This window comes from Rhodococcus sp. MEB041 (assembly GCF_030208955.1).
In the GTDB taxonomy this organism is placed as follows: Bacteria; Actinomycetota; Actinomycetes; order Mycobacteriales; family Mycobacteriaceae; genus Rhodococcoides.
Genome location: NZ_JARVSZ010000005.1, coordinates 875,565 through 896,290, shown reverse-complemented (window position 1 = coordinate 896,290; position 20,726 = coordinate 875,565). Strand labels below are relative to the sequence as shown.

General features: G+C 69.9%; 21 protein-coding genes. 8 read left to right on the top strand and 13 right to left on the bottom strand.

All coding sequences use genetic code 11. The features are described from left to right. Positions 1 to 355: 355 nt before the first annotated feature. Genes cofD through QRN16_RS18350 form a run of 3 tightly spaced genes read left to right on the top strand, consistent with a single transcriptional unit; the run spans position 356 to position 3,235 of the window. On the top strand, positions 356 to 1,312 hold the full coding sequence (gene cofD, locus QRN16_RS18360) for a 2-phospho-L-lactate transferase (RefSeq protein ID WP_027506879.1): 957 nt from the start codon (positions 356 to 358) through the stop codon (positions 1,310 to 1,312). Beyond that, entirely contained in the window at positions 1,309 to 2,667 is a 1,359-nt protein-coding gene (locus QRN16_RS18355) for a coenzyme F420-0:L-glutamate ligase (RefSeq protein ID WP_285188822.1), read from the top strand. Before cofD ends, QRN16_RS18355 begins: the two co-directional genes overlap by 4 nt. Positions 2,668 to 2,677: 10 nt before the next feature. Further along, positions 2,678 to 3,235, top strand: a complete 558-nt coding sequence (locus tag QRN16_RS18350; protein WP_285188819.1) for an NUDIX hydrolase — start codon at positions 2,678 to 2,680, stop codon at positions 3,233 to 3,235. Between the two features lie 54 nt (positions 3,236 to 3,289). Here the strand turns inward: QRN16_RS18350 and manB are convergent, their stop codons facing one another. The 3 genes from manB to rfbD are packed head-to-tail and all read right to left on the bottom strand — an operon-like array spanning position 3,290 to position 6,202. Then, entirely contained in the window at positions 3,290 to 4,366 is a 1,077-nt protein-coding gene (gene manB, locus QRN16_RS18345; RefSeq protein WP_027506882.1) for a mannose-1-phosphate guanylyltransferase, read from the bottom strand. A 26-nt stretch (positions 4,367 to 4,392) separates the two neighbouring features. Continuing rightward, entirely contained in the window at positions 4,393 to 5,283 is an 891-nt protein-coding gene (locus tag QRN16_RS18340; protein ID WP_222638682.1) for a glycosyltransferase family 2 protein, read from the bottom strand. 10 nt (positions 5,284 to 5,293) lie between these two features. Beyond that, on the bottom strand, positions 5,294 to 6,202 hold the full coding sequence (gene rfbD / locus QRN16_RS18335) for a dTDP-4-dehydrorhamnose reductase (RefSeq protein WP_285188816.1): 909 nt from the start codon (positions 6,200 to 6,202) through the stop codon (positions 5,294 to 5,296). A 267-nt stretch (positions 6,203 to 6,469) separates the two neighbouring features. On the opposite strand from rfbD, the gene QRN16_RS18330 reads away from it, so the two are divergent. Beyond that, positions 6,470 to 7,906, top strand: a complete 1,437-nt coding sequence (locus QRN16_RS18330; RefSeq protein ID WP_027506885.1) for an LCP family protein — start codon at positions 6,470 to 6,472, stop codon at positions 7,904 to 7,906. A gap of 27 nt (positions 7,907 to 7,933) precedes the next feature. Next, entirely contained in the window at positions 7,934 to 8,647 is a 714-nt protein-coding gene (locus QRN16_RS18325) for a TIGR03089 family protein (RefSeq protein ID WP_285188814.1), read from the top strand. Here the strand turns inward: QRN16_RS18325 and QRN16_RS18320 are convergent. The 5 genes from QRN16_RS18320 to QRN16_RS18300 are packed head-to-tail and all read right to left on the bottom strand — an operon-like array spanning position 8,628 to position 11,661. After that, entirely contained in the window at positions 8,628 to 9,041 is a 414-nt protein-coding gene (locus QRN16_RS18320; RefSeq protein WP_231476447.1) for a hypothetical protein, read from the bottom strand. The genes QRN16_RS18325 and QRN16_RS18320 overlap by 20 nt on opposite strands. Beyond that, entirely contained in the window at positions 9,038 to 9,424 is a 387-nt protein-coding gene (gene crcB / locus QRN16_RS18315) for a fluoride efflux transporter CrcB (protein WP_027506888.1), read from the bottom strand. Before crcB (QRN16_RS18315) ends, QRN16_RS18320 begins: the two co-directional genes overlap by 4 nt. Continuing rightward, complete coding sequence (crcB, locus tag QRN16_RS18310) at positions 9,421 to 9,861, bottom strand: fluoride efflux transporter CrcB (RefSeq protein WP_222650409.1); 441 nt, start codon at positions 9,859 to 9,861, stop codon at positions 9,421 to 9,423. The genes crcB (QRN16_RS18315) and crcB (QRN16_RS18310) overlap by 4 nt, the downstream gene beginning before the upstream one ends. Continuing rightward, the gene (gene purE / locus QRN16_RS18305) at positions 9,858 to 10,376 is read right to left on the bottom strand and encodes a 5-(carboxyamino)imidazole ribonucleotide mutase (RefSeq protein WP_027506889.1); all 519 of its coding nucleotides are present in this window, start codon (positions 10,374 to 10,376) and stop codon (positions 9,858 to 9,860) included. Before purE ends, crcB (QRN16_RS18310) begins: the two co-directional genes overlap by 4 nt. Beyond that, positions 10,369 to 11,661, bottom strand: coding sequence for a 5-(carboxyamino)imidazole ribonucleotide synthase (locus QRN16_RS18300; protein WP_502944014.1), 1,293 nt, complete (start codon positions 11,659 to 11,661; stop codon positions 10,369 to 10,371). The genes purE and QRN16_RS18300 overlap by 8 nt, the downstream gene beginning before the upstream one ends. 54 nt (positions 11,662 to 11,715) lie before the next feature. Here QRN16_RS18300 and QRN16_RS18295 point away from each other — a divergent pair, with 54 nt between their 5' ends. Beyond that, a complete protein-coding gene (locus QRN16_RS18295; RefSeq protein ID WP_037186749.1) occupies positions 11,716 to 12,306 on the top strand; it encodes a GtrA family protein in 591 nt (196 codons plus the stop codon). Between the two features lie 165 nt (positions 12,307 to 12,471). Beyond that, positions 12,472 to 14,913, top strand: a complete 2,442-nt coding sequence (locus QRN16_RS18290; RefSeq protein WP_285188810.1) for a cytochrome P450/oxidoreductase — start codon at positions 12,472 to 12,474, stop codon at positions 14,911 to 14,913. A gap of 33 nt (positions 14,914 to 14,946) precedes the next feature. Here QRN16_RS18290 and QRN16_RS18285 read toward each other — a convergent pair whose 3' ends face one another. The 5 genes from QRN16_RS18285 to QRN16_RS18265 are packed head-to-tail and all read right to left on the bottom strand — an operon-like array spanning position 14,947 to position 18,986. Then, positions 14,947 to 15,504: a TetR/AcrR family transcriptional regulator gene (locus QRN16_RS18285; RefSeq protein WP_222650405.1), complete on the bottom strand. Its 558-nt coding sequence runs from the start codon at positions 15,502 to 15,504 to the stop codon at positions 14,947 to 14,949. Positions 15,505 to 15,531: 27 nt separating this feature from the next. Next, positions 15,532 to 16,857, bottom strand: a complete 1,326-nt coding sequence (locus QRN16_RS18280; RefSeq protein WP_027506894.1) for an ATP-binding protein — start codon at positions 16,855 to 16,857, stop codon at positions 15,532 to 15,534. Between the two features lie 12 nt (positions 16,858 to 16,869). Next, positions 16,870 to 17,553: a response regulator transcription factor gene (locus QRN16_RS18275; RefSeq protein ID WP_027506895.1), complete on the bottom strand. Its 684-nt coding sequence runs from the start codon at positions 17,551 to 17,553 to the stop codon at positions 16,870 to 16,872. 9 nt (positions 17,554 to 17,562) lie between these two features. Then, positions 17,563 to 18,105 carry a PH domain-containing protein gene (locus QRN16_RS18270; RefSeq protein WP_222647010.1) on the bottom strand — a complete coding sequence of 181 codons (543 nt, stop codon included), beginning with the start codon at positions 18,103 to 18,105 and terminating at the stop codon, positions 17,563 to 17,565. A 26-nt stretch (positions 18,106 to 18,131) separates the two neighbouring features. Continuing rightward, positions 18,132 to 18,986 carry a biotin--[acetyl-CoA-carboxylase] ligase gene (locus tag QRN16_RS18265; protein WP_027506897.1) on the bottom strand — a complete coding sequence of 285 codons (855 nt, stop codon included), beginning with the start codon at positions 18,984 to 18,986 and terminating at the stop codon, positions 18,132 to 18,134. A 77-nt stretch (positions 18,987 to 19,063) separates the two neighbouring features. On the opposite strand from QRN16_RS18265, the gene QRN16_RS18260 reads away from it, so the two are divergent. Beyond that, positions 19,064 to 20,725, top strand: coding sequence for an acyl-CoA carboxylase subunit beta (locus tag QRN16_RS18260; RefSeq protein ID WP_261769639.1), 1,662 nt, complete (start codon positions 19,064 to 19,066; stop codon positions 20,723 to 20,725). Position 20,726: the final 1 nt, after the last annotated feature.

Here is a 20,726-nt window from a genome sequence, read left to right as displayed (position 1 = left end):
TGTCGGTCACTTGTGTCGATGATCGACCGCGAAGCCGGATCGAAGAGCGAAGCCTCGTGTCACCATGGGACGTGACGCTGCGGAACGCAGCGCGCGAACTCGTGTCGACTCATGGGAACACGTGTTCGAACGGTGGTTCGCTACAAGCGATTCCGCTGTTCGAACCGTTAATGACATGACTGTGATTAGACACGCCGCGGTGTGTCGCGGTCAAGCGGACCGCTCGATTTGCAATACCATCCGATCTCCGGTTTTCCCGGAAGGCGAGACTTCCCCGGTGTTTCGCGTCGGACACGCCGTGATTCGCGCCCACCGGCCCGATCGCGCCGACGGCGACCGCCTAGGGTCGAGGGTCATGAAGGTGACTGTGGTGGTGGGCGGCGTCGGTGGCGCGCGGTTCCTCCAGGGGGTTCGAGAACTGCTGGGGCCGGACGGCGACGTCACGGCCGTGGTGAACGTCGGCGACGACGTCTGGATGCACGGCCTGCGCATCACACCCGACCTCGACACCTGCATGTACACGCTCGGCGACGGCATCGACACCGAGCGCGGCTGGGGTCGACGCGACGAGACGTGGAGCGTCAAGGAGGAACTCGCGGCGTACGGGGCCCACCCGGACTGGTTCGGGCTCGGGGACCGCGACATCGCGACGCATCTGATCCGGACGCGCATGCTCCGCACCGGGTACCCGCTGTCCGCAGTCGTGGAGGCCCTGTGCGACAGGTGGTCTCCGGGTGTCCGCCTGCTGCCCGTCACGGACGACCGCAGCGAGACCCACGTGGTGATCACCGATCCCGACGACGGCACCGACAAGGCCGTTCATTTCCAGGAGTGGTGGGTGCGCTACCGCGCTGCTGTGACGACTCACAGTTTCGCGTACGTCGGAGCGGACAAGGCGACCCCGGCGGACGGCGTCGTCGAGGCGATCGAGACCGCGGACGCGGTACTGCTCGCACCGTCCAACCCGGTGGTCAGCATCGGCGCCGTCCTGGCGGTGCCCGGCATCCGCTCCGCACTGCGCACCACACCCGCGAAGGTCGTCGGGCTCTCCCCCGTCATCGACGGCAAGCCGTTGCGCGGCATGGCCGACGAGTGCCTGTCCGTCATCGGTGTGGAGACGACGGCCGAGGCCATCGGCCGCCACTACGGCGCCCGCTCGGCGGCGGGCATCCTCGACGCCTGGCTGATTCACGAGACCGACACCGCCGACGTTCCCGGCGTGGACGTGCGCGCGGTACCTCTGCTCATGACCGAGCCCGCGGTGACCGCACGGATGGCGCGCGCCGCGCTCGAGGCAGCGGGCGTCCTGTGACCCGATCCGACGGTCCCGGCGATCATGCACCGGGCGGTTCGATCGAGGTGATTCCCGTCGCGGGACTCCCCGAGTTCCGGCCGGGCGACGACCTGGTGGCAGCAGTCGCCACGGCAGCACCGTGGCTCGCCGACGGCGATGTCCTGGTGGTCACGAGCAAGATCGTCTCCAAGGTCGAGGGACGCCTGGTGACCGCGCCGACCGACCCGGAGGCGCGGGACGCACTGCGCCGCATCCTCGTCGAGCAGGAGGCCGTGCGCGTCCTCGCCCAGCGCGGTCGCACGCTCATCACCGAGAACCGCCTCGGCATCGTGCAGGCCGCGTCCGGCATCGACGGATCCAACGTGTCGACGGACGAGTTGGCCCTGCTCCCCGAGGATCCCGACGCGTCCGCCCGGGCACTGCGCGACGGTGTACGCCGTTCGCTGGGCGTGGCCGTCGCCGTCGTCGTCACCGACACGATGGGCCGCGCGTGGCGGAACGGCCAGACGGACAACGCGATCGGATCGGCCGGGTTGCCCGTCCTGCACGCGTACGCCGGTGGTCGCGACGCGCAGGGCAACGAGCTGATGGTCACCGAGGTCGCGCTCGCGGACGAGCTGGCGTCCGCTGGGGATCTGGTGAAGGGCAAGCTCGGCTCGGTTCCCGTCGCCGTGGTCCGGGGTCTGCACTACGCCGACGACGGCTCCTCCGCCCGCGATCTGGTGCGTCCGGGCGAGGACGACCTCTTCTGGTTGGGAACGCAGGAGGCGCTGCGACGAGGTGCACTCGGCGCGGTACCCGCCCGTCGCTCGGTACGCGAGTTCGACTCGGCCCCGGTCGATCCCGCTGTCGTCGAGGCCGCCGTGGCGGACGCCGTCACCGCGCCGGCTCCCCATCACTCTCACCCGATGCGCTACGTCGCCGTCCGGACACCGACGGTGCGCACCGCACTGCTCGATGCGATGGCAACGCGGTGGCGCGCCGATCTCGAGGGAGACGGACGGACCGCGGACTCGATCGAGGCCCGTCTGGCACGCGGTGATCTGCTGCGCACCGCGCCGGAACTGATTCTGGCGTTCGCGGTGCTCGACGACGCGCACGACTATCCGGACGCGGAACGGCAGTCCGCGGAGACCGTCATGTTCACGGTGGCGGCCGGCGCGTCGGTGCAGGCGTTCCTGGTGTCCCTCGCGGCGCGCGGCCTCGGCAGTTGCTGGGTCGGGTCGACCATCTTCGCCGCCGACACCGTGCGCGAGACGCTCGATCTGCCCGCCGACTGGCATCCCGTCGGGGCCGTCGCCGTCGGGCACCCGCTCACTCCCCCGTCGCCCCGCGCGCCGACGCCGCCCGGCTCCGCGTTCCGAGAACTGTGAGGAACCGTCCGTGAGCGCCGAGAGCCTCCACGAGTCCGCGAGAGAACTGCTCCGTTCCTGGTCGACCATCGAGCCGCACGACGACTCGATGCGCCACACGATGCTGGCGTTCCTCGACAGTGCGCCGCGTGGCTGTCTCCGCGAGAACGTGGCCGGTCACGTCACCGCGTCGGCGCTGGTGCTGGATCGGAGTGGGTGCCACGTGCTCCTGACGCTGCACCCGCGGGTCGGACGATGGCTCCAACTGGGCGGACACTGCGAGGTCGACGACGAGACCGTCCGGGACGCGGCTCTCCGCGAGGCGCGTGAGGAGAGCGGCATCGACGACCTGGTTCTCGAGCCGGAGCTGCTCTCCGTTCACACACACCCGATCACGTGTTCGCTCGGCGAGCCGACGCGCCATCTCGACCTGCGCTTCGTCGTACGCGCTGCGGACGGTGCACACATCGTCCGCAGCGCGGAGTCGAACGACCTGCGGTGGTGGCCCGTCGACGACCTCCCCGACGGGGAGGCGGGCGCCGAACGAGACGCGTTGCAGGACATGATCTCCCGCGCGGCGGCTCGCTGAGCCTCGGGCGCCCTGGATTCTCGGACGCCCTGGATTCTCGGACGCCCTGGATCCTCAGACGTCGGTCGAGAAGCGCACTCCACCGTCGGGCAGCGTCACTCCGGGCCACACCCGGGCGCCGCGGAGCAGCTCGCACCGCGCGCCGATGTTGGCTCCGTCGCCGATGACGGCGTCGCGCACGAGTGCCCGCGGTCCGATGCGCGCACCGAATCCGAGGATCGATCGTTCGACCACCGCGCCGGCCTCGACCACGGCACCGTCGAAGAGGACGGCACCGTCGAGACGGGCGCCCGCTCCCACCTCGGCGCCGCGTCCGACGACCGTGCCGCCGATCAGCAGCGCGCCGGGCGCGACGCCCGCGCCGGGATGGACCAGCGACTCGCCCCGCGTCCCCGTCAGCGCAGGCGACGGTGCGATTCCGCGCACGAGGTCGGCGGAGCCCTTCACGAAGTCCTCCGGCGTACCCATGTCGCGCCAGTAGGCGGCGTCGACGTGTCCGAAGACTCGCTTGTCCTCGGCCAGCAGTGCGGGGAACACCTCACGCTCGACGGACACCGGACGATCGGACGGGATCTTCTCGATGATCTCCCGCTTGAACACGTAGCAGCCGGCGTTGATCTGGTCCGTCGGCGGATCCTGGGTCTTCTCGAGAAACGCGGTGACGCGGCCGGACTCGTCGGTGGGCACGCAGCCGAACGCACGCGGGTCACCGACGCGGACGAGGTGCAGGGTGACGTCCGCCTCGGTGGTGCGGTGGGTGTCGAGCACGCCGCGCAGATCGGTACCGCCCAGCACGTCACCGTTGAAGACCATGACGTTGTCGGCGCGGAGCCGGGGCAGGACGTTGCGGATACCGCCGCCGGTGCCCATCGGCTCCTCCTCGAACACGTACTCGAGCTCGAGGCCGAGTGCGCTGCCGTCACCGAAGTGCTGCTCGAACACCTCCGACTTGAAGGACGTGCCGAGTACGACGTGGTCGATCCCGGCGTCCTTGATGCGCGCCAGGAGATGGGTGAGGAACGGCAGACCTGCCGTGGGCAGCATCGGCTTGGGGGCGGAGAGCGTGAGCGGACGCAGTCGCGTGCCCTTTCCTCCGACCAGAACTACGGCATCGGTCGCCGGAGCAGTCATCGCGTATCGCCTTTCTCAGAAACTTCTCACGTGCTCGAACCTGACCCCACCGTGTCGTCGCGTTGCCGCAGTGCGGCAGTCACGACCACCCTGGACCGCAACGCCAGTCCGGCGCGCAACGTCCACCGGAGAGGAGCTTGCCATCTCCGCGGGTGTCTATCAGCTTGGAAGCGATAGGCGCTGCGGTGGTGCGCCGGCAACATCGACTCCGGATGACGCCCCGCGGCATGACCTTTGGCGTGCGTCACGACGGCCGTGGGCACGTAGATGTTGGTCCAGCCCGCTCGTCCGAGGCGATCTCCGAGATCGACGTCCTCCATGTACATGAAATACCGGGAATCGAACCCGTCCACCGAGTCGAACGCGGCACGGCGCAGCAACAGACACGAGCCGGACAGCCACCCGACCGACCGCTCGCTGACCTCGTCGTTGTCCTGCCGGTAGCGCTGCGTCCACGGATTCGACGGCCACACCGAACCGAGCAGTGCGTGCAGCGACCCGGACGTGAGATCGGGAACGCGGCGGGCTGACGGGTAGCGCGAACCGTCCGGCTCGAGGATGAGGGGCCCGAGCGACCCGGCCCGCGGATGCCGTTCGGCGGCCGCCAGCAGCTCGTCGATCGACCCGGGGCCGAACTGGACGTCGGGATTGACGACCATGACGAACTCGGTGGCCGGATCCACCTCGGCGACAGCGCGATTGGCGGCGCCGCCGTAGCCTATGTTCGCTCCGGTGCGCAGCAGTCGGACGTGGTCGTATGCGGCCTCGGCCGCCTCGGGCGCGCCGTCGGTGGACCCGTTGTCCGCGAGAATCACCGACACCGGCCGCGTCGTCGCATCCCGCAGGGACTCGAGGAATGCGTCGAGGTGCTCGCCGGGCGAATAGGTCACCGTCACGACGGCCAGGGGGGCACTCACGCCGGTCACCCTACTGGGCGGCTCCGGGCGGGTCCGCGACCGCCCGAGCCGCCAGCGCGGCCGTCAGGGCGTCGCGCCAGGGCCGCAGCGGGGTCAGCCCGGCACCCTTCCAGGCCGCGGGCGAGAGCACCGAGTAGGCGGGACGCGGCGCCGGCCGCACGTAGCGATCACTGCCGCACGGGTGAACACGGTCGGGATCGGCGCCCACGGTCTCGAAGGTCGCCCGAGCGAGATCGAACCAGGACGCCGTGCCGGCGTTGGTGGCGTGCAGAATTTGCGGCAGCGCTCGCGGCGACGTCGCCGCCTCGAGGAGCGCGTCCGCGAGATCACCCGAGTACGTCGGCGAACCCACCTGGTCGTTCACGACGTCGAGGGTCTCCCGCTCGGCCTCGAGCCGGAGCATCGTGGCGACGAAGTCGGAGCCGGTGCCGGTGTAGACCCACGCGGTCCGCACGATCGTCGCGGACGGCAACGCCTCCAGGACCGCCCGTTCCCCTGCCAGCTTGGTGCGCCCGTAGGCCGTCGCCGGCGCGGTGGGATCGTCGGGTTCGTACGGGGTCCGCGCGTCTCCGGCGAACACGTAGTCGGTCGAGACGTGCACGAGACCTGCACCGACCTCGGCGCACCGCTCGGCGAGCAGGCGCGGTCCCACCTCGTTCAGCAGTGCGGCGCGGTCCTCCTCGGTCTCCGCCGCGTCGACCGCCGTGTGCGCTGCGCAGTTGATCACCACGGTGCCCGGCACGACGGCGGCGGCGATCGACTCAGGATCCGTGATGTCGAGGTCGGCTGATCCGAAGCCGAGCACGCGGGCCCCGCGGTACCCGTCCCGCGCGCGGTCGACGAGTCGGCGACCGAGCTGACCTCCGGCTCCGGTCACCACGATCGTCCTGTCCGAACTCTGCTCTGCGTCGGTGGTCACAGCGACAGAGTGTGGCACGCCGTGGCGGGTTGCGCGGAGCACGGCGACCCTGCCGTTAGCCTGGGGATCGTGACGGATTCTGTGACGGGCCCCGGGACACCGCGCGATCCGTACAGACCTCGGACACAGCGCGGTGCGCAGCGGCGACCCGATTCTCGCGAGTCGGAACCGGGTGCGCGGCGCTCCTCCACCCGCTCCGACCGGGGGCGTCGACCTCCGACCAGCCACCGCCCCTCGCGGACGCCGGGGCACTCCAACGCCGGCCGGATAGCCGTCGCACTGTTCTCCGCCGGCGCGTTGCTGGTGACGGGTGTGGCATGGCAGAGCATCGACTCGCTGCGCAGCAACCTCGCGACGGTGTCGAACCTCGATCTCGGCGACGGGGCCGACGGTGCGGTCGACATCCTGCTCGTGGGCACCGACAGCAGGACCGACGCGCACGGCAACGCGCTCTCGCAGAACGAGCTCGACTCGCTCCGCGCCGGCGACGAGGTGGCCAACAACACCGACACCATCATTCTGATCCGCGTTCCCAACGACGGATCGTCCGCGTCGGCGATCTCCATCCCGCGCGACGCCTACGTGAACGTGCCCGGCATCGGCGACAGCAAGATCAATGCCGCGTACGGAGCCACCAAGGAGGAGAAGCGCCTCGAACTCGTCGAGAGCGGGGTGCCCGACGCCGAGGCCGACAGCGAGTCGACGCTCGCGGGCCGCAAGGCGCTCATCGACTCCGTCGCGGGCCTCACCGGCGTGACGGTCGATCACTACGCCGAGGTCGGGCTGCTCGGATTCGTCCTGCTCACCGATGCCGTCGGCGGCGTCGACGTGTGTCTGAACGCGCCGGTCGACGAGCCCCTCTCGGGCGCGCGCTTCGCGGCCGGGCAGCAGACGCTCTCGGGTGCCGACGCACTCAGCTTCGTGCGCCAGCGCCACGATCTCCCCCGTGGCGATCTCGACCGCATCGTCCGTCAGCAGGTGTTCATGGCGTCGCTGGTCCGCAAGGTGCTCAGCGCCCGCACGCTCAGCAACCCCGGCACGTTGGGGCAGCTCGGGTCGGCCGTGCAGCGCTCCGTCACCATCGACGACGACTGGGACGTCCTCGACTTCGCCACGAAGTTGCAGGACGTCGCCGGCGGCGCGGTCACCTTCGACACCATTCCCGTCGCGGACATCAACGGCGTCACCGACTACGGCGAGTCGATCGTCGCGGTCGACCCCGTCGAGGTCCAGACGTGGGTGCGAGGCCTGATCGGCGACGCGGCGCCGTCCGAGAGCGTGACGCCGACGCCCACCGTTCCCGACATCGACGCCTCGAGTGTCACCGTGGACGTCGCGAACGACAGCGGCGTCGACGGTCTGGCGTCCTCGGTCTCCGACACTCTGTCGGGCGAGGGCTTCGTTCCGGGCGAGGTCGGCAACAACGAGGGTGCGAGCGTCGACCGGACCACCGTGTACGCCGCGTCGTCGGACGGTGACGCCGCGGCGGCCGTCGCCGCGCGGGTGGGCACCGACCGGACCGAGACCGACGACTCGCTGCCGTCCGGGACCGTGCGCGTCGTGCTGGCCTCCGACTACTCCGCTCCCGCGGCGGCGGGCTCACTTCCGGCCGGTGTCTCGCCCGCAGGCGACACCGCCACCCCGGCTCCCGCGGCGGCCGACCCGATCGACGCCGGGTCCACGGGCCCCCAGTGCGTCAACTGATCGGGCCCGTTCGGAAGAATGTCGTCGATGACCTCAGGTGGCACGACGCTCACGGACGCGCTTCTCGGACCCATCCTCGCGGCGGACGCGGCGGGACCGCGCATCACCTACTACGACGACTCGACCGGTGAGCGCATCGAGTTGTCCGCGCTGACTCTGGCCAACTGGGCCGCGAAGACGGCCAACTTCCTCCGCGACGAGCTCGGTGTGTCGCCCGGCGACGTCGTCAGCGTCGTGCTTCCCGCGCACTGGCAGACCGCCTCGGTGCTGCTCGGCGCGTGGTGGGTCGGCGCCGAGGTGACTCTCCGGCCCGATCCGGACGCGGCGGTCGCACTGGTGACCGCCGCGGGTGTGGAGACCGCCGACGCCGGTGAGGTGGCCGCGCTGTCGCTCGACCCGTTCGGTCGGCCCGTCGACGACCTCCCCCTCGGAGTCACCGACTACGCGACGTCGGTTCGCGTGCACGGCGATCAGTTCGTTCCCGTCGGCGCCGGTCCGGCCCTGGAGGGTCGCTCCGTCCAGGACGTCCTGACCGATGCACAGGGCCGCGCAACAGCGCGCGGACTGTCGGCGACGGACCGGGTTCTCGCGACCGGGTCGTGGGACGACGCCGACGGACTGCTCGACGGTCTCGTCGCGGTGCTCGCGGCCGGCGCGTCACTGGTTCAGGTGACCGCGCTGGACCCGGCGGCACTCGATCGCCGCGTCGCCACGGAGAAGGTCACGACGGTCCTCGAGTGAGATAGCCCCCGTCGCCGAGTCCGGCCTCCACCTCGAAGCGGTTGGCGGCGCCCGGCCGGCGCATCTCCTCCACCAGGTACCGGATCGCGAACGAGAACCCGTGGCGGGCCCACTGGTCGGCGTGCACGGACTCGTGGCGCAGCATCGCCCGCCGTCGACGGGGATCGACGAGCGCGTGTCCGGTGAGGAACGCTCCGCCGAAACACGTCCCGCCGCGGGCGTATCCGCCTCGCATCGCCTCGCACACGATCAGGTTCGACGACGCGTCGTACGAGATCCGCGAGCGCCACAGACGAGCCCAGGTGAGCGCCGTGGCCGTGACGACGAGCGACTGGATGCTGCCGCGCGACACCCGTCGCAGCGGGCTCGACCCCCGCGGACCGGAGGACGTCACACCGAGCTCCCACCCGACGCCGCCCACACGAGAGCCAGTCCACCGGCGCAGGCCAGGACGGAGGCGATCACGGTGGTCCCCGCGTTCGCCGCGGCCGCCCGGTGCCGACCCTCCTGCACGAGTCGGACCGTCTGCACGCTCGCGGTGCTGAACGTGGTGTACCCGCCGCAGAACCCGGTGCCGGCGACGGCCTGCCACTCGGCGGGCCGGCCGGCGAACAGCACGAGCCCGGCCAGGATGCCGAGAAGGAACGACCCACTGACGTTGACGATCAGAGTCCCCAGGGGGAACGGCCGACCGAAACGAGCCGTCACCTCGCCGTCGACGACGAAGCGGACCACCGCCCCGAGCGCACCCGCGAGCAGCACCGCGGCGACCGTCATGTGCGTGGCCTCCGATGGAGGGTGCCACCGGTCACGATGCCCGCCCAGGCACAGATCAGTCCCGCCACGACTCCGACGGCGGCGTAGGTCAGTGCAGTCGTCGGTGCGCCGTCCCGGACGAGCTCGACCGTCTCGAGGGCGAACGTGCTGTAGGTCGTGAACGCGCCACAGAAGCCGGTGCCCGCCACCAGGCGCACCCACCGACGCCGCCCGACGTCCGGTCCCGAGCGCGCCAACGCTTCCAGCAGCAGACCGAGGACGAACGCACCGCTCAGGTTGATCAGGAACGTGGCCCACGGCCATCCCGTTCCGGAGTGCGGCACCCAGGACTCCCCTGCGTAGCGGGCACCCGTCCCCGCGGCACCGCCGACGACGACCGCGGCCAGGGCAGCGGGCGTGCGGTGCAGAGGACGGACCGAGTCCGCGGACGCGGTCATTCCAGCAGACTGCGACGCAGCGCCTCGTCCTTGTCCAGCACCATCTGCTCGAGTCCGCGCTGGAACTCGGCCATCCGTCCACGCAGCTGCGGATCGGCGGCACCGAGAATGCGCACGGCGAGCAGACCGGCGTTGCGTGCGCCGCCGATGGAGACCGTCGCGACGGGAACCCCCGCCGGCATCTGGACGATCGACAGGAGCGAGTCCATCCCGTCGAGGTACTTGAGGGGAACCGGGACACCGATGACGGGGAGCGGCGTCGCGGAGGCCACCATGCCCGGCAGGTGAGCGGCACCGCCGGCGCCGGCGATGATCACCTCGATTCCGCGGTCCGCCGCGTCCCGCGCGTAGTCGAGCATGCGCTGCGGCGTCCGGTGCGCGGAGACCACGCCCACCTCGAAGCGGACGCCGAACTCGGCGACCGCCAGGGCGGCGGCCTCCATCACCGGCCAGTCCGAGTCGCTGCCCATGATGATGCCGACCCGGACGGCCGTGCTGTTGCTGTTCTCATCCATGATGCGGATCCCATCCGTCGGTCCAGACGCCGTGCGAGAGCCAGTGCGCGGCACGCTCGGCACGCTCCCGGACCTCGGCGACGTGCTCGGCATCAGACGCGGAGCCGTTCCGCGGGCCCACGATGTTGACGTGGCCGATCTTGCGGTCCTTGCGCTCACCCTTGTCGTAGAGGTGCACCTTGGCGTCGGGCATCCGCGCGAACAGGTGATGCACCCGCTCGTCCATGGTCGAGGACGGCTGCTCCTCGGCGCCGAGGACGTTGGCCATGACGGACACCGGCGCGAGAGGCGCGCAGTCACCGAGGGGATAGTCGAGCACCGCGCGCAGGTGCTGCTCGAACTGCGAGGTCCGGGCACCGTCCTGCGTCCAGTGGCCCGAGTTGTGCGGGCGCATTGCGAGTTCGTTGATCGACAGGGTGCCGTCGACCTTCTCGAACAGCTCCACGGCCATGACTCCCACCACACCCAGCTCGGACGCGATGCGGAGCGCGATGTGCTCGGCGTCCGCAGCCAGGTCCTCGGACAGGCAGGGGGCGGGTGCGATGACGACGGCGCACTGTCCGGACCGCTGCACGGTCTCGACGACGGGCCAGGTCGCTCCCTGCCCGAACGGGGACCGCGCGACCATCGCCGAGAGTTCGCGCGCCATGTCGACACGCTGTTCCGCCATCAGCGGCACTCCGGCGGCGAGCTGGTCGGACACCACGGTGCGCGCCTCGTCGGCGTCGTCGGGCATCCAGACGCCGCGACCGTCGTAGCCGCCGCGCACGGCCTTGATCACGATGCGCCAGTCGTGGGCGTCACCGAAGGCGACGACGTCCTCGACGGACGCCACCTCCGTGAAATCCGGTACCGGTAGTCCCAGTTCCCGCAGGCGAACGCGCATCCGCAGCTTGTCCTGCGCGAAGATCAGCGCCTCGGGAGGCGGCTGGACGTTGACGCCCTCGGCGACGAGGACGTCGAGATGCTCGGTGGGGACGTGTTCGTGATCGAACGTCAGTGCGTCGGCACCGGCGGCGACCGCACGCAGTGCCGCGAGATCGGTGTGCTCGCCGAGCACCACGTCGGCGCTCACCCGAGCCGCCGGATCGTTCTCCCCGGCCGCGAGCACGCGCAGGGTCTGACCCAGCTCGATCGCGGCCTGGTGGGTCATCCGTGCGAGCTGTCCTCCGCCGACCATCGCGACGACGGGCAGGGACGAGGTGCGCTGCCGCGGCGGGTCGGTGCGCGGGGTCTGCTGGGGGATGTCCGAATTCACGGTGTCTCCTGCTGTCACGCCGCTCATCGTGTCACGAGTCCGATTAGTGTTTGGTCACTGCTCTTCGTAAAGTGGGTCACCGTGCCTCTGATCGACCGTGTGGTTGCCGGTATCCCGCAGCCGTTCCGAAGCATCGCCCTCCGCCACTCCGAACTGATCAAGTTCGCGATCGTCGGCGCGACCACGATGGTGTTCGACCTCGCGATCTTCTACTCACTGAGCCTCACCGTGCTCGAGTCGAAGCCCGTCGTCGCCAAGATCTTCTCCGGCGTGATGGCGACGATTCTCAGCTACATCCTCAACCGCGAGTGGTCGTTCAAGAACCGTGGTGGCCGCGAGCGTCATCACGAGGCGCTGTTGTTCTTCACCATCAGTGGCATCGGCGTCATCCTCGCCGCCGCTCCGCTCTGGATCGCGAACAACGTCTTCGACATCCGCGAGGGACAGACCACCCTCACCGCGTTGATCATCATCGACTTCGTCCTCAACTACGTCATCGGCAATCTGCTGCAGATGGTCTTCCGATTCTGGGCACTGCGTCGCTTCGCGTTCCCGGACGAGAACGGCCGCGGAATCATCGCGAATCCGCTGATCGAGGACGAGCCGGACCCCGATCTCGATCCCGACGTCGACCCGGACGACGAGCAGACGCAGTTCATGGGTCACAGCTGACGCGACGCGTCAGGCCACCTCTCCTCACCCACCCGGCGACGGGCCCGCTGGTGCTCTGCCGCTCAGCGGCGACAATAAGTCGACTATTGTCATATCCGGATACACATGGTTTAGTTCTGTCATCCCACTCGTCAGAACCATCCCAGCACCGAGGCGGTAGTCGTCATGAGCGTTCGCGACACGATCATCACGAGAACACAGGCACTGGTCCCGATGGAGCGTCAGATCCAGGGACTGCATCTGTGGCAGCGCGCGAAGAGGCTCGTGGTGAGCGACGGGCAGCCGCACTTCCGTGAGTCCGCGATCCCCGACGTGGCGGAGCTGGATCTGACCGAGATCGATGTCAGCAACCCGTTCCTGTGGCGGCAGGGATCGTGGGAGGCCTATTTCCGGAGACTGCGAGACGAGTCGCCCGTGCACTTCCGGGCCGACAGCGCGTTCGGGCCGTTCTGGTCCGTCACGCGCTACGACGACATCGTCGCAGTCGACCGGGAGTTCGAGACGTTCTCGGCGGAACCGCAGATCATCCTGGGCACACCGCCGGAGGGCCTCGACATCGAGATGTTCATCGCGATGGACCCGCCGCGCCACGATCAGCAGCGCGCCGCGGTGCAAGGCGTCGTCGCACCTCGGAATCTGGAGGAGATGGAGGGTCTCATCCGCTCGCGGGTCGCGGAGGTCCTCGACGAGCTCCCGGTGGGCGAGCCCTTCGACTGGGTCGACCGGGTCAGCATCGAGTTGACCTCGCGGATGCTCGCGACGCTGCTCGACTTCCCGTACGAGGAACGACGGAAGTTGGTCGAGTGGACCGATCTGGTGGCCGCGAGCGCGTCGGCCACCGGCGGGTCCACCGACACGGACGCGGCGTATCGGGCCGCGGCGGAAGCAGCGCGCAGTTTCAGTGCGCTGTGGCACGACAAGGCGGCGCGCCTCGCAGCCGGCGAGAAGCCCGGGTACGACCTCATCACCCTCATGCAGCTCTCCGAGGACACGAAGGACCTGATCGACCGCCCGATGGAGTTCCTGGGCAACATCGTCCTGCTCGTCGTCGGCGGCAACGACACCACCCGCAATTCGATGACGGGCGGACTGCTGGCCCTGAACCAGTTCCCGGAGCAGTTCGATCGCCTGCGCGCCGATCCGGGCCTGGTACCGAAGATGGTCCACGAGATCCTGCGGTGGCAGACGCCCCTCGCCTACATGCGCCGCATCGCGACTCGAGACACCGTCCTGAACGGTCAGTTCGTCCGCGAGGGCGACAAGGTCGTCATGTGGTACGCCTCGGCCAACCGCGACGAGCGCACGTTCGACGACCCGGACAGCTTCGTGATCGACCGGCGCAACGCACGGCATCACCTCGCGTTCGGCATCGGCACCCACCGCTGCATGGGAAGTCGGCTCGCGGAGATGCAGCTGCGGATCCTCTGGGAGGAGCTGCTGACGCGCTTCGACGACATCGAGGTCCTCGCGGAGCCGACGCGCGTGCAGTCCAACTTCGTTCGTGGCTACAGCTCCATGATGGTGACGACGACACCGAAGGGCGGGGAGCGTCGACGGCACGGCACCTACCGCACCGACAGGAAGGCCGCCGGCGCCGCTCCCGTGGTGGACACGTCCACCGTCACGACCCCTCGGCAGCGCCGCGACGGCGACGGAGCAGAGCGGACGCAGCTCGATGTGCGGGTCGCGCACCGGCGTACCGCGGCGGAGGGCGTCGTCGAACTCGTCCTCACCGATGCCGCCGGCGGATCGCTGCCGTCCTGGACGCCCGGCGCGCACGTCGAACTGATGCTGCGCCCCGACCTGGTCAGGCACTACTCACTCTGTGGAGATACCGCCGACGAGTCCTCGTGGACGATCGCTGTCCTGCGCGAGCCGGACGGCCGCGGCGGCTCGGCGCACGTGCACGACCACCTGCCGGAGGGAGCCACTCTGCGAGCACGAGGGCCGCTCAACCACTTCGCACTCGATCCCGCACCGAGCTACCTCTTCATCGCCGGCGGCATCGGCATCACACCGATCCGCGCCATGATCGCCGCTGCCCGAGCCGACGGCGCCGAGTGGAACCTGGTGTACACCGGTCGATCTCGTTCGTCCATGGCGTTCCTCGACGAGTTCGACGGCGACGACCGCGTGACGGTCTGGGCCAAGGACGAACGCGGCGAGCGTGTCGATCTCGACACCGTGCTGGGTGAGCCCCGGCCCGAGACCCTGATCTATTGCTGCGGGCCCGGCCCGCTCCTCGATGCCGTGGAGAACGCGTGCGCGGCGTGGCCGGACGGGAGCCTGCACCTGGAGCGTTTCGCGGCCGAGACCGTCGAGGCACCGGACGACGCGCTCGACTCGTTCGAGGTCGAGTGCGCGCGCTCGGGGGTGACCGTCACCGTCCCCGACGGCACGTCGATCTTCGACGCCGTCGAGAAGGCCGGCGCCGACGTCATCGGGTCGTGCATGGAAGGCATCTGCGGGACGTGCGAGGCCGACGTCCTGAGCGGCACTCCCGACCACCGCGACTCCGTGCTGTCGCGTCGCGAACGCGAACGCGGGGACACGGTCATGATGTGTGTCTCGCGATCGCTGTCGTCGAAGCTGGTGCTCGACCTGTAGTGCGCCGGGCCGGTGGGACCGAGCCGAGTCCGCTCAGGCGAACCCGCGGACCACCCGGTCGATGCGATCCACCGCCTCGTCCACGTCCACGGACGGTTGCACCAGATGGCTCAGCGTCAGTCGAACCACGCAGTCCACCAACGCGTCCGGCGCTCTCTCGCCCACCAACGCACCGACGGCACCGTTCGCGTGGCCCAACACGGCGTCGGGGTGGACCGTGACCAGGGCGAGCAGACCCGAATCGTGCCCCGGCCGCAGAACGGCTGCGAGAGCGACATTGGCCCGACCGTGTTCGAGCACGCCCCGAACGGCAGCGGAGATGCCGTCCTCGAAGCTGTCGGGATGTGCTGCCAGCCCGGTGCGCACCTGCTCCAGGAATCGCTCGACCTCGCGGTCCACGACGGCGCGACCGAGGTCGTCCTTGGTGCCCACCTCCTTGTAGAGGCTCTGCCGGGGCACCCCGGAACGCTTCGCGACCTCGGTCATGCTCAGGCCGTCCCACCCGCGGTCGGCGATGATCTCCACCCCGGCGTCGAGCACCCGCTCGAGTCGCAGAGTCCGCAGTTCGGAATAGAAGTCGGGCGCAGTCACGTCGCGAGCCTAGGTGAGCCGAGCCGGTCAGCGCGGTTCGGACATCCCGGCCGGGATCACCTGGTCCACGCGTGCCGCGGGCAGGAACACCGCGAAGAGCGCGGGACGTCGGCGCTGCAGTTCGAGTCGTCCCCCGTCCGCCTCGACCAGCGCGCGGGCGAGGGCGAGGCCCACCCCGGTGGATCCGGCGCCGGAGAAACCGCGGTCGAAGATGTGCGGCGCGAGTTCGTCGCTGACGCCGGTTCCCTCGTCGGAGACCTCCACGACCACGGGCGGCCGTGGTCCGTCCTGCGCGGGTGCACGCGACTCCCCCACGAGGCGCACCGTGACGACGCAGCGCCCGCCGCCGTGGTCCAGCGCGTTGTGCAGCAGCACCGACACCGCCTCGCGGAGCCGGGAACCCGTGACCAGGGCGGTGACCGACGAGTCGCCGCGCAGCTCGAGGTCGCGCCCGGCATCGGCGAACGGCCCGCGCCAGTCGTCGATGACGGGTTCGAGTTCGCCGCGCACGCGCACGGTCGAGGCGTCGGCCGCGCCGTCACTGCGGGACGACCGCACGAGATCGTCGATCGCGGTGGTGAGCCGGTCCACCTGGGCCATCGCCTCGTTGGCCTCGGTGACCACCTCGGGATCGGGGTGTCCGGACAGCTCGTCGAGACGCAGGCGCACCGCGGTGAGACGGCTGCGCAACTGGTGGGAGACGTCCGCGACGAGGGAGTGTTCGCGTTGCAGGCGCCCCACGATCTCCACCGATGCGGAGTCCAGCACGTCGGACACCCGGTCGAGTTCGGGAATGCCGTGGCGGGTGGGGTCCTTGCGGAAATCGCCCTCGGCCAGCCGGGCGGCCCGCCCCGCGACGTGCTGCAGGGGCGTGGAGAGTCGACGGGACGTGAGGACGGCCACGACGGTGCCGGCCGCGATCGAGGCCAGGACGACGAGCGCCACCGCGCCGACGGCCTGCTTCTGGGCGGTGCGCATCTCGTCGGACGGCACTTCGAGGAGCAGCGACCCGGAGGTGCCCATCGAGAGGGACTCCTCGATCGGATCCTCGACGGACGGTGCGCCGATGTCCATCCGGGACGCCGGGTTCTCGGGGGTGGGGTAGACGACGACGAGGCGCCCGCCCATGGGCACGACGAGACGCAGCGAGGCGGTATCGAGGCCGCCGTCCACGCGGCCGTCCCCGCCCTCCTGATCGATGATCTCGGACGCCATGCGCTCGAGCCGGGTGCGCAGGTCGCCGCGAGTGAAGTCCTCGACCCACAGCCAGGCGGTGTAGGTCAACGGGATGCCGAGCAGCATGCCGGTGAGGATGACGACCGCAAGGATCGACTGCAGGATCCGACGCCTCATGCGGTGGCCCGGTCAGTCCGTGTTGATCCGGAAGCCGACGCCGCGCACGGTCGCGATGCGTCGTTCGGCCACCGAGCCCTCGTCGCCGATCTTGCGGCGCAGCCAGGACATGTGCATGTCCAGCGTCTTCGAGCCGCGCAGCTCGGCGTCGCCCCACACCTCGCGCAGAATGGTCTCGCGCGAGACCACCTGACCGGCATGGTCGAGCAGGATCTTGAGAAGTTCGTACTCCTTGTTGGCCAGGGGGATCTCGTGGCCGTCGAGCAGGACGCGCCGTGCGGCGGGTTCGAGGCGCAGGCCGCCCACCTCGATGGTGCCGTCCTCGGAGGCCGCGCCGCGGCGCCGGAGCAGGGCCCGGACCCGCGCCATGAGCTCGGCGACACGGAAGGGCTTGCTCACGTAGTCGTCGGCTCCCGCGTCGAGACCGACGACGAAGTCGACCTCGTCGGTGCGTGCGGTGAGCATCAGGACGGCGAGGTCGGACCTGGTGGCGCGGATCTGCCGGCACACCTCGAGGCCGTCCATCCCGGGGAGCCCGAGATCGAGGATCAGGAGATCGAACGAGCCTTCCAGGGCGCGCGAGAGCGCTGCCGGGCCGGTCTGCTCGACCGTCACCGTGTACCCCTCTCGTCCGAGTGCGCGGGACAGCGGGGTCGCGATGGCTTCATCGTCTTCGGCGAGCAGGACTTCGGTCACCGGACCACCCTACGTAGTGCGCGCCGGACCGAGATCGTCTCCGTCGTCCCAGCCGTGATTCTGGGAGTCGAAGACCTGGTGGTACAGCAGGGAGTGGACCCGCTCGACGTCGGGGATGTCGTCGAACTCGAGGGGGTCGTCGGAGCTCGCCACGATCACCAGGGTGCCGGTCTTCAGGAGCCGGTCGAGAAGACCGTGACGGAACTGCACGTTGGACACCCGGCGTACCGGGATGTCGATGCCCGAGTGCGACAGCACACCCTGGCGGACGAGGACGCGTCGGTCGGTCACGACGAAATGTGTGGACCGCCACCGCAGTACGGGGACAGCGGTGCGCCAGGCGATCAGCCCGAGCCACACCACCGCGACGGCGATCAGCGCGGCGGACCGCGCCGTGGACTCCAGCGACCGTCCGATCAGACCCACGAGGAAGCCCGCGAGAAGTGTCGCGACGAGGAACGTCAGCACCGGCAGCACGAGCATCTTCCAGTGCGGGTGCCGATGCAGGATCAGGTCCTCCTCGTGCCCCAGTGCGTCCTGCGGAAACGACATGCGATTCTCCTGAGGGGAAGGGGCGGTCAGGCGTCGAGCGCGCGGAGGTGAGTGACGTCGCCCGCCGAGACGGCGACCGGCGTGGTGTCCCCCGACTCGGGCACGATCACCACCCGACCGTGCTCGTCGATGTCGGTCGCGACGCCCACCAGCTCGGTGTCGCCCGGCATCGTGACCCGCACGCGGCGGCCGAGAGTATCGCACCGGGAGCGGTACAGCTCCGCGATCGGCGCGGTGTCCCACCCCGACTCCCGCCACTCGTCCAGTGCCGAACCCATGGCCCGCAGGAAGGCGCGCACCACGGTGCCGCGATCGATCACCGCCGCGCCGGCGAGTTGCAGGGACGTCGCCGTCGGGACGGGCAGCTCCGCCTCGGTGAGGCTGACGTTGATGCCGACTCCGGACACCGCCGTCACGACGGGATGGGTCGAGGCCACCTCCACCAGGATGCCCGCCACCTTGCCTCCGGCGTAGCCGGACGACTCGTCGCCGCGGATGAGGACGTCGTTGGGCCACTTGAGCACCGCGTCGACCTCGGTGACGGTGCGCAGCACGTCGACCACCGCGACACCGGTGAGCAGCGGGAGCCACCCCACCGATCCGGGCGGCACGCCGGGCAGCTTGACCAGCGCCGACACGATGACCTGCGACCGCGCGGGAGCGGTGAACGACCGCGAGTGCCGTCCGCGGCCCGCGTCCTGGACGTCGGCGATCAGCGCGGTGCGGTCACCGGCGGTGTCGGCGACGGCCAACAGGTCCGCGTTGGTCGATCCGGTCCGCGCCACGACGTCGACACGCGACCACGATCCGCGGGGTCCGTCGACGAGTGCGCGGGTGAGCGCACGCCCGTCGAGCGGCGGTCTGTCCAGGTTCTCCCACATGGGGCCGAGCATAGAGACGCGGCCGACGCACCACCCCTGCCACGTCCGGCGGCGCCGCGTCGATACAGTGCTGGTCTATGACGAGTGTTCAGGATGCGTCCGCGCAGGAATCAGTGGCTCGAGAAGAGACGGGGGCTGCCGCACCCGACATCCACACCACTGCCGGAAAGCTGGCCGAGCTCGCCGCCCGCCAGGCCCAGGCCGAGAAGCCCATGGGCGAGGCGGCTGTGGAGAAGGTGCACGCCAAGGGCAAGCTCACCGCCCGCGAACGCATCACCGCGCTCCTCGACGAGGGCTCGTTCGTCGAACTCGACGCCCTCGCCCGCCACCGCTCCGTCAACTTCGGCCTCGCCGACAACCGCCCCTTCGGCGACGGCGTCGTCACCGGCTACGGCACCGTCGACGGCCGCGACGTGTGCGTGTTCTCCCAGGACGCCACCGTCTTCGGCGGCAGCCTCGGCGAGATCTACGGCGAGAAGATCGTCAAGGTCATGGACCTCGCCCTCAAGACCGGACGCCCCCTCGTCGGCATCAACGAGGGCGCCGGCGCCCGTATCCAGGAAGGCGTCGTCTCCCTCGGCCTCTACGGCGAGATCTTCCACCGCAACGTCCGCATGTCCGGCGTCGTCCCCCAGATCTCGCTGATCATGGGACCGGCCGCGGGCGGGCACGTCTACTCCCCCGCCCTCACCGACTTCGTCGTCATGGTCGACAAGACCTCCCAGATGTTCGTCACCGGACCCGACGTCATCAAGACCGTCACCGGCGAGAACGTCACCATGGAGGACCTCGGCGGCGCCCACACCCACATGGAGAAGTCCGGCGTCGCCCACTACGTCGCCTCCGGCGAGCAGGACGCCCTCGACTACGTCCGCGAACTCCTGGGCTACCTCCCCTCGAACAACCAGGCCACCGCGCCCCGCCTTGCCCCCTCGGACCCCATCGACGGGGCCATCGCCGACTCCCTCACCGCCGAGGATCTGGAACTCGACACCCTGATCCCGGACTCGCCGAACACCCCGTACGACATGCACGAGGTCATTCGCCGCATCCTCGACGACGACGAGTTCCTCGAGGTGCAGGAAGGGCGGGCCCGCAACATCATCGTCGGGTTCGGCCGCGTCGACGGGCGCAGCGTCGGCATCGTCGCCAACCAGCCCACCGCGTTCGCCGGCACCCTCGACATCGACGCCTCCGAGAAGGCCGCCCGGTTCGTACGCACCTGCGACTGCTTCAACATCCCGATCATCACCCTCGTCGACGTCCCGGGCTTCCTGCCCGGCACCGATCAGGAGTTCAACGGCATCATCCGCCGCGGCGCGAAACTGCTCTACGCCTACGGCGAGGCCACCGTCGGCAAGATCACCGTCATCACCCGCAAGGCGTACGGCGGCGCGTACGACGTGATGGGGTCCAAGCACATGGGCGCCGATCTCAACCTCGCGTGGCCCACCGCGCAGATCGCCGTCATGGGCGCCTCCGGCGCCGTCGGCTTCGTCTACCGCAAGCGCCTCCTCGAGGCCGCCAAGAACGGTGACGACGTCGACGCACTGCGCCTCGAGCTGCAGAACGAGTACGAGGACACCCTCGTCAACCCGTACGTCGCCGCCGAACGCGGCTACGTCGACGCGGTGATCCCCCCGAGCCACACCCGCGGACAGATCGTCACCGCACTGCGCCTGCTCGAACGCAAGATGGTCACCCTGCCTCCGAAGAAGCACGGCAACATCCCGCTCTAGA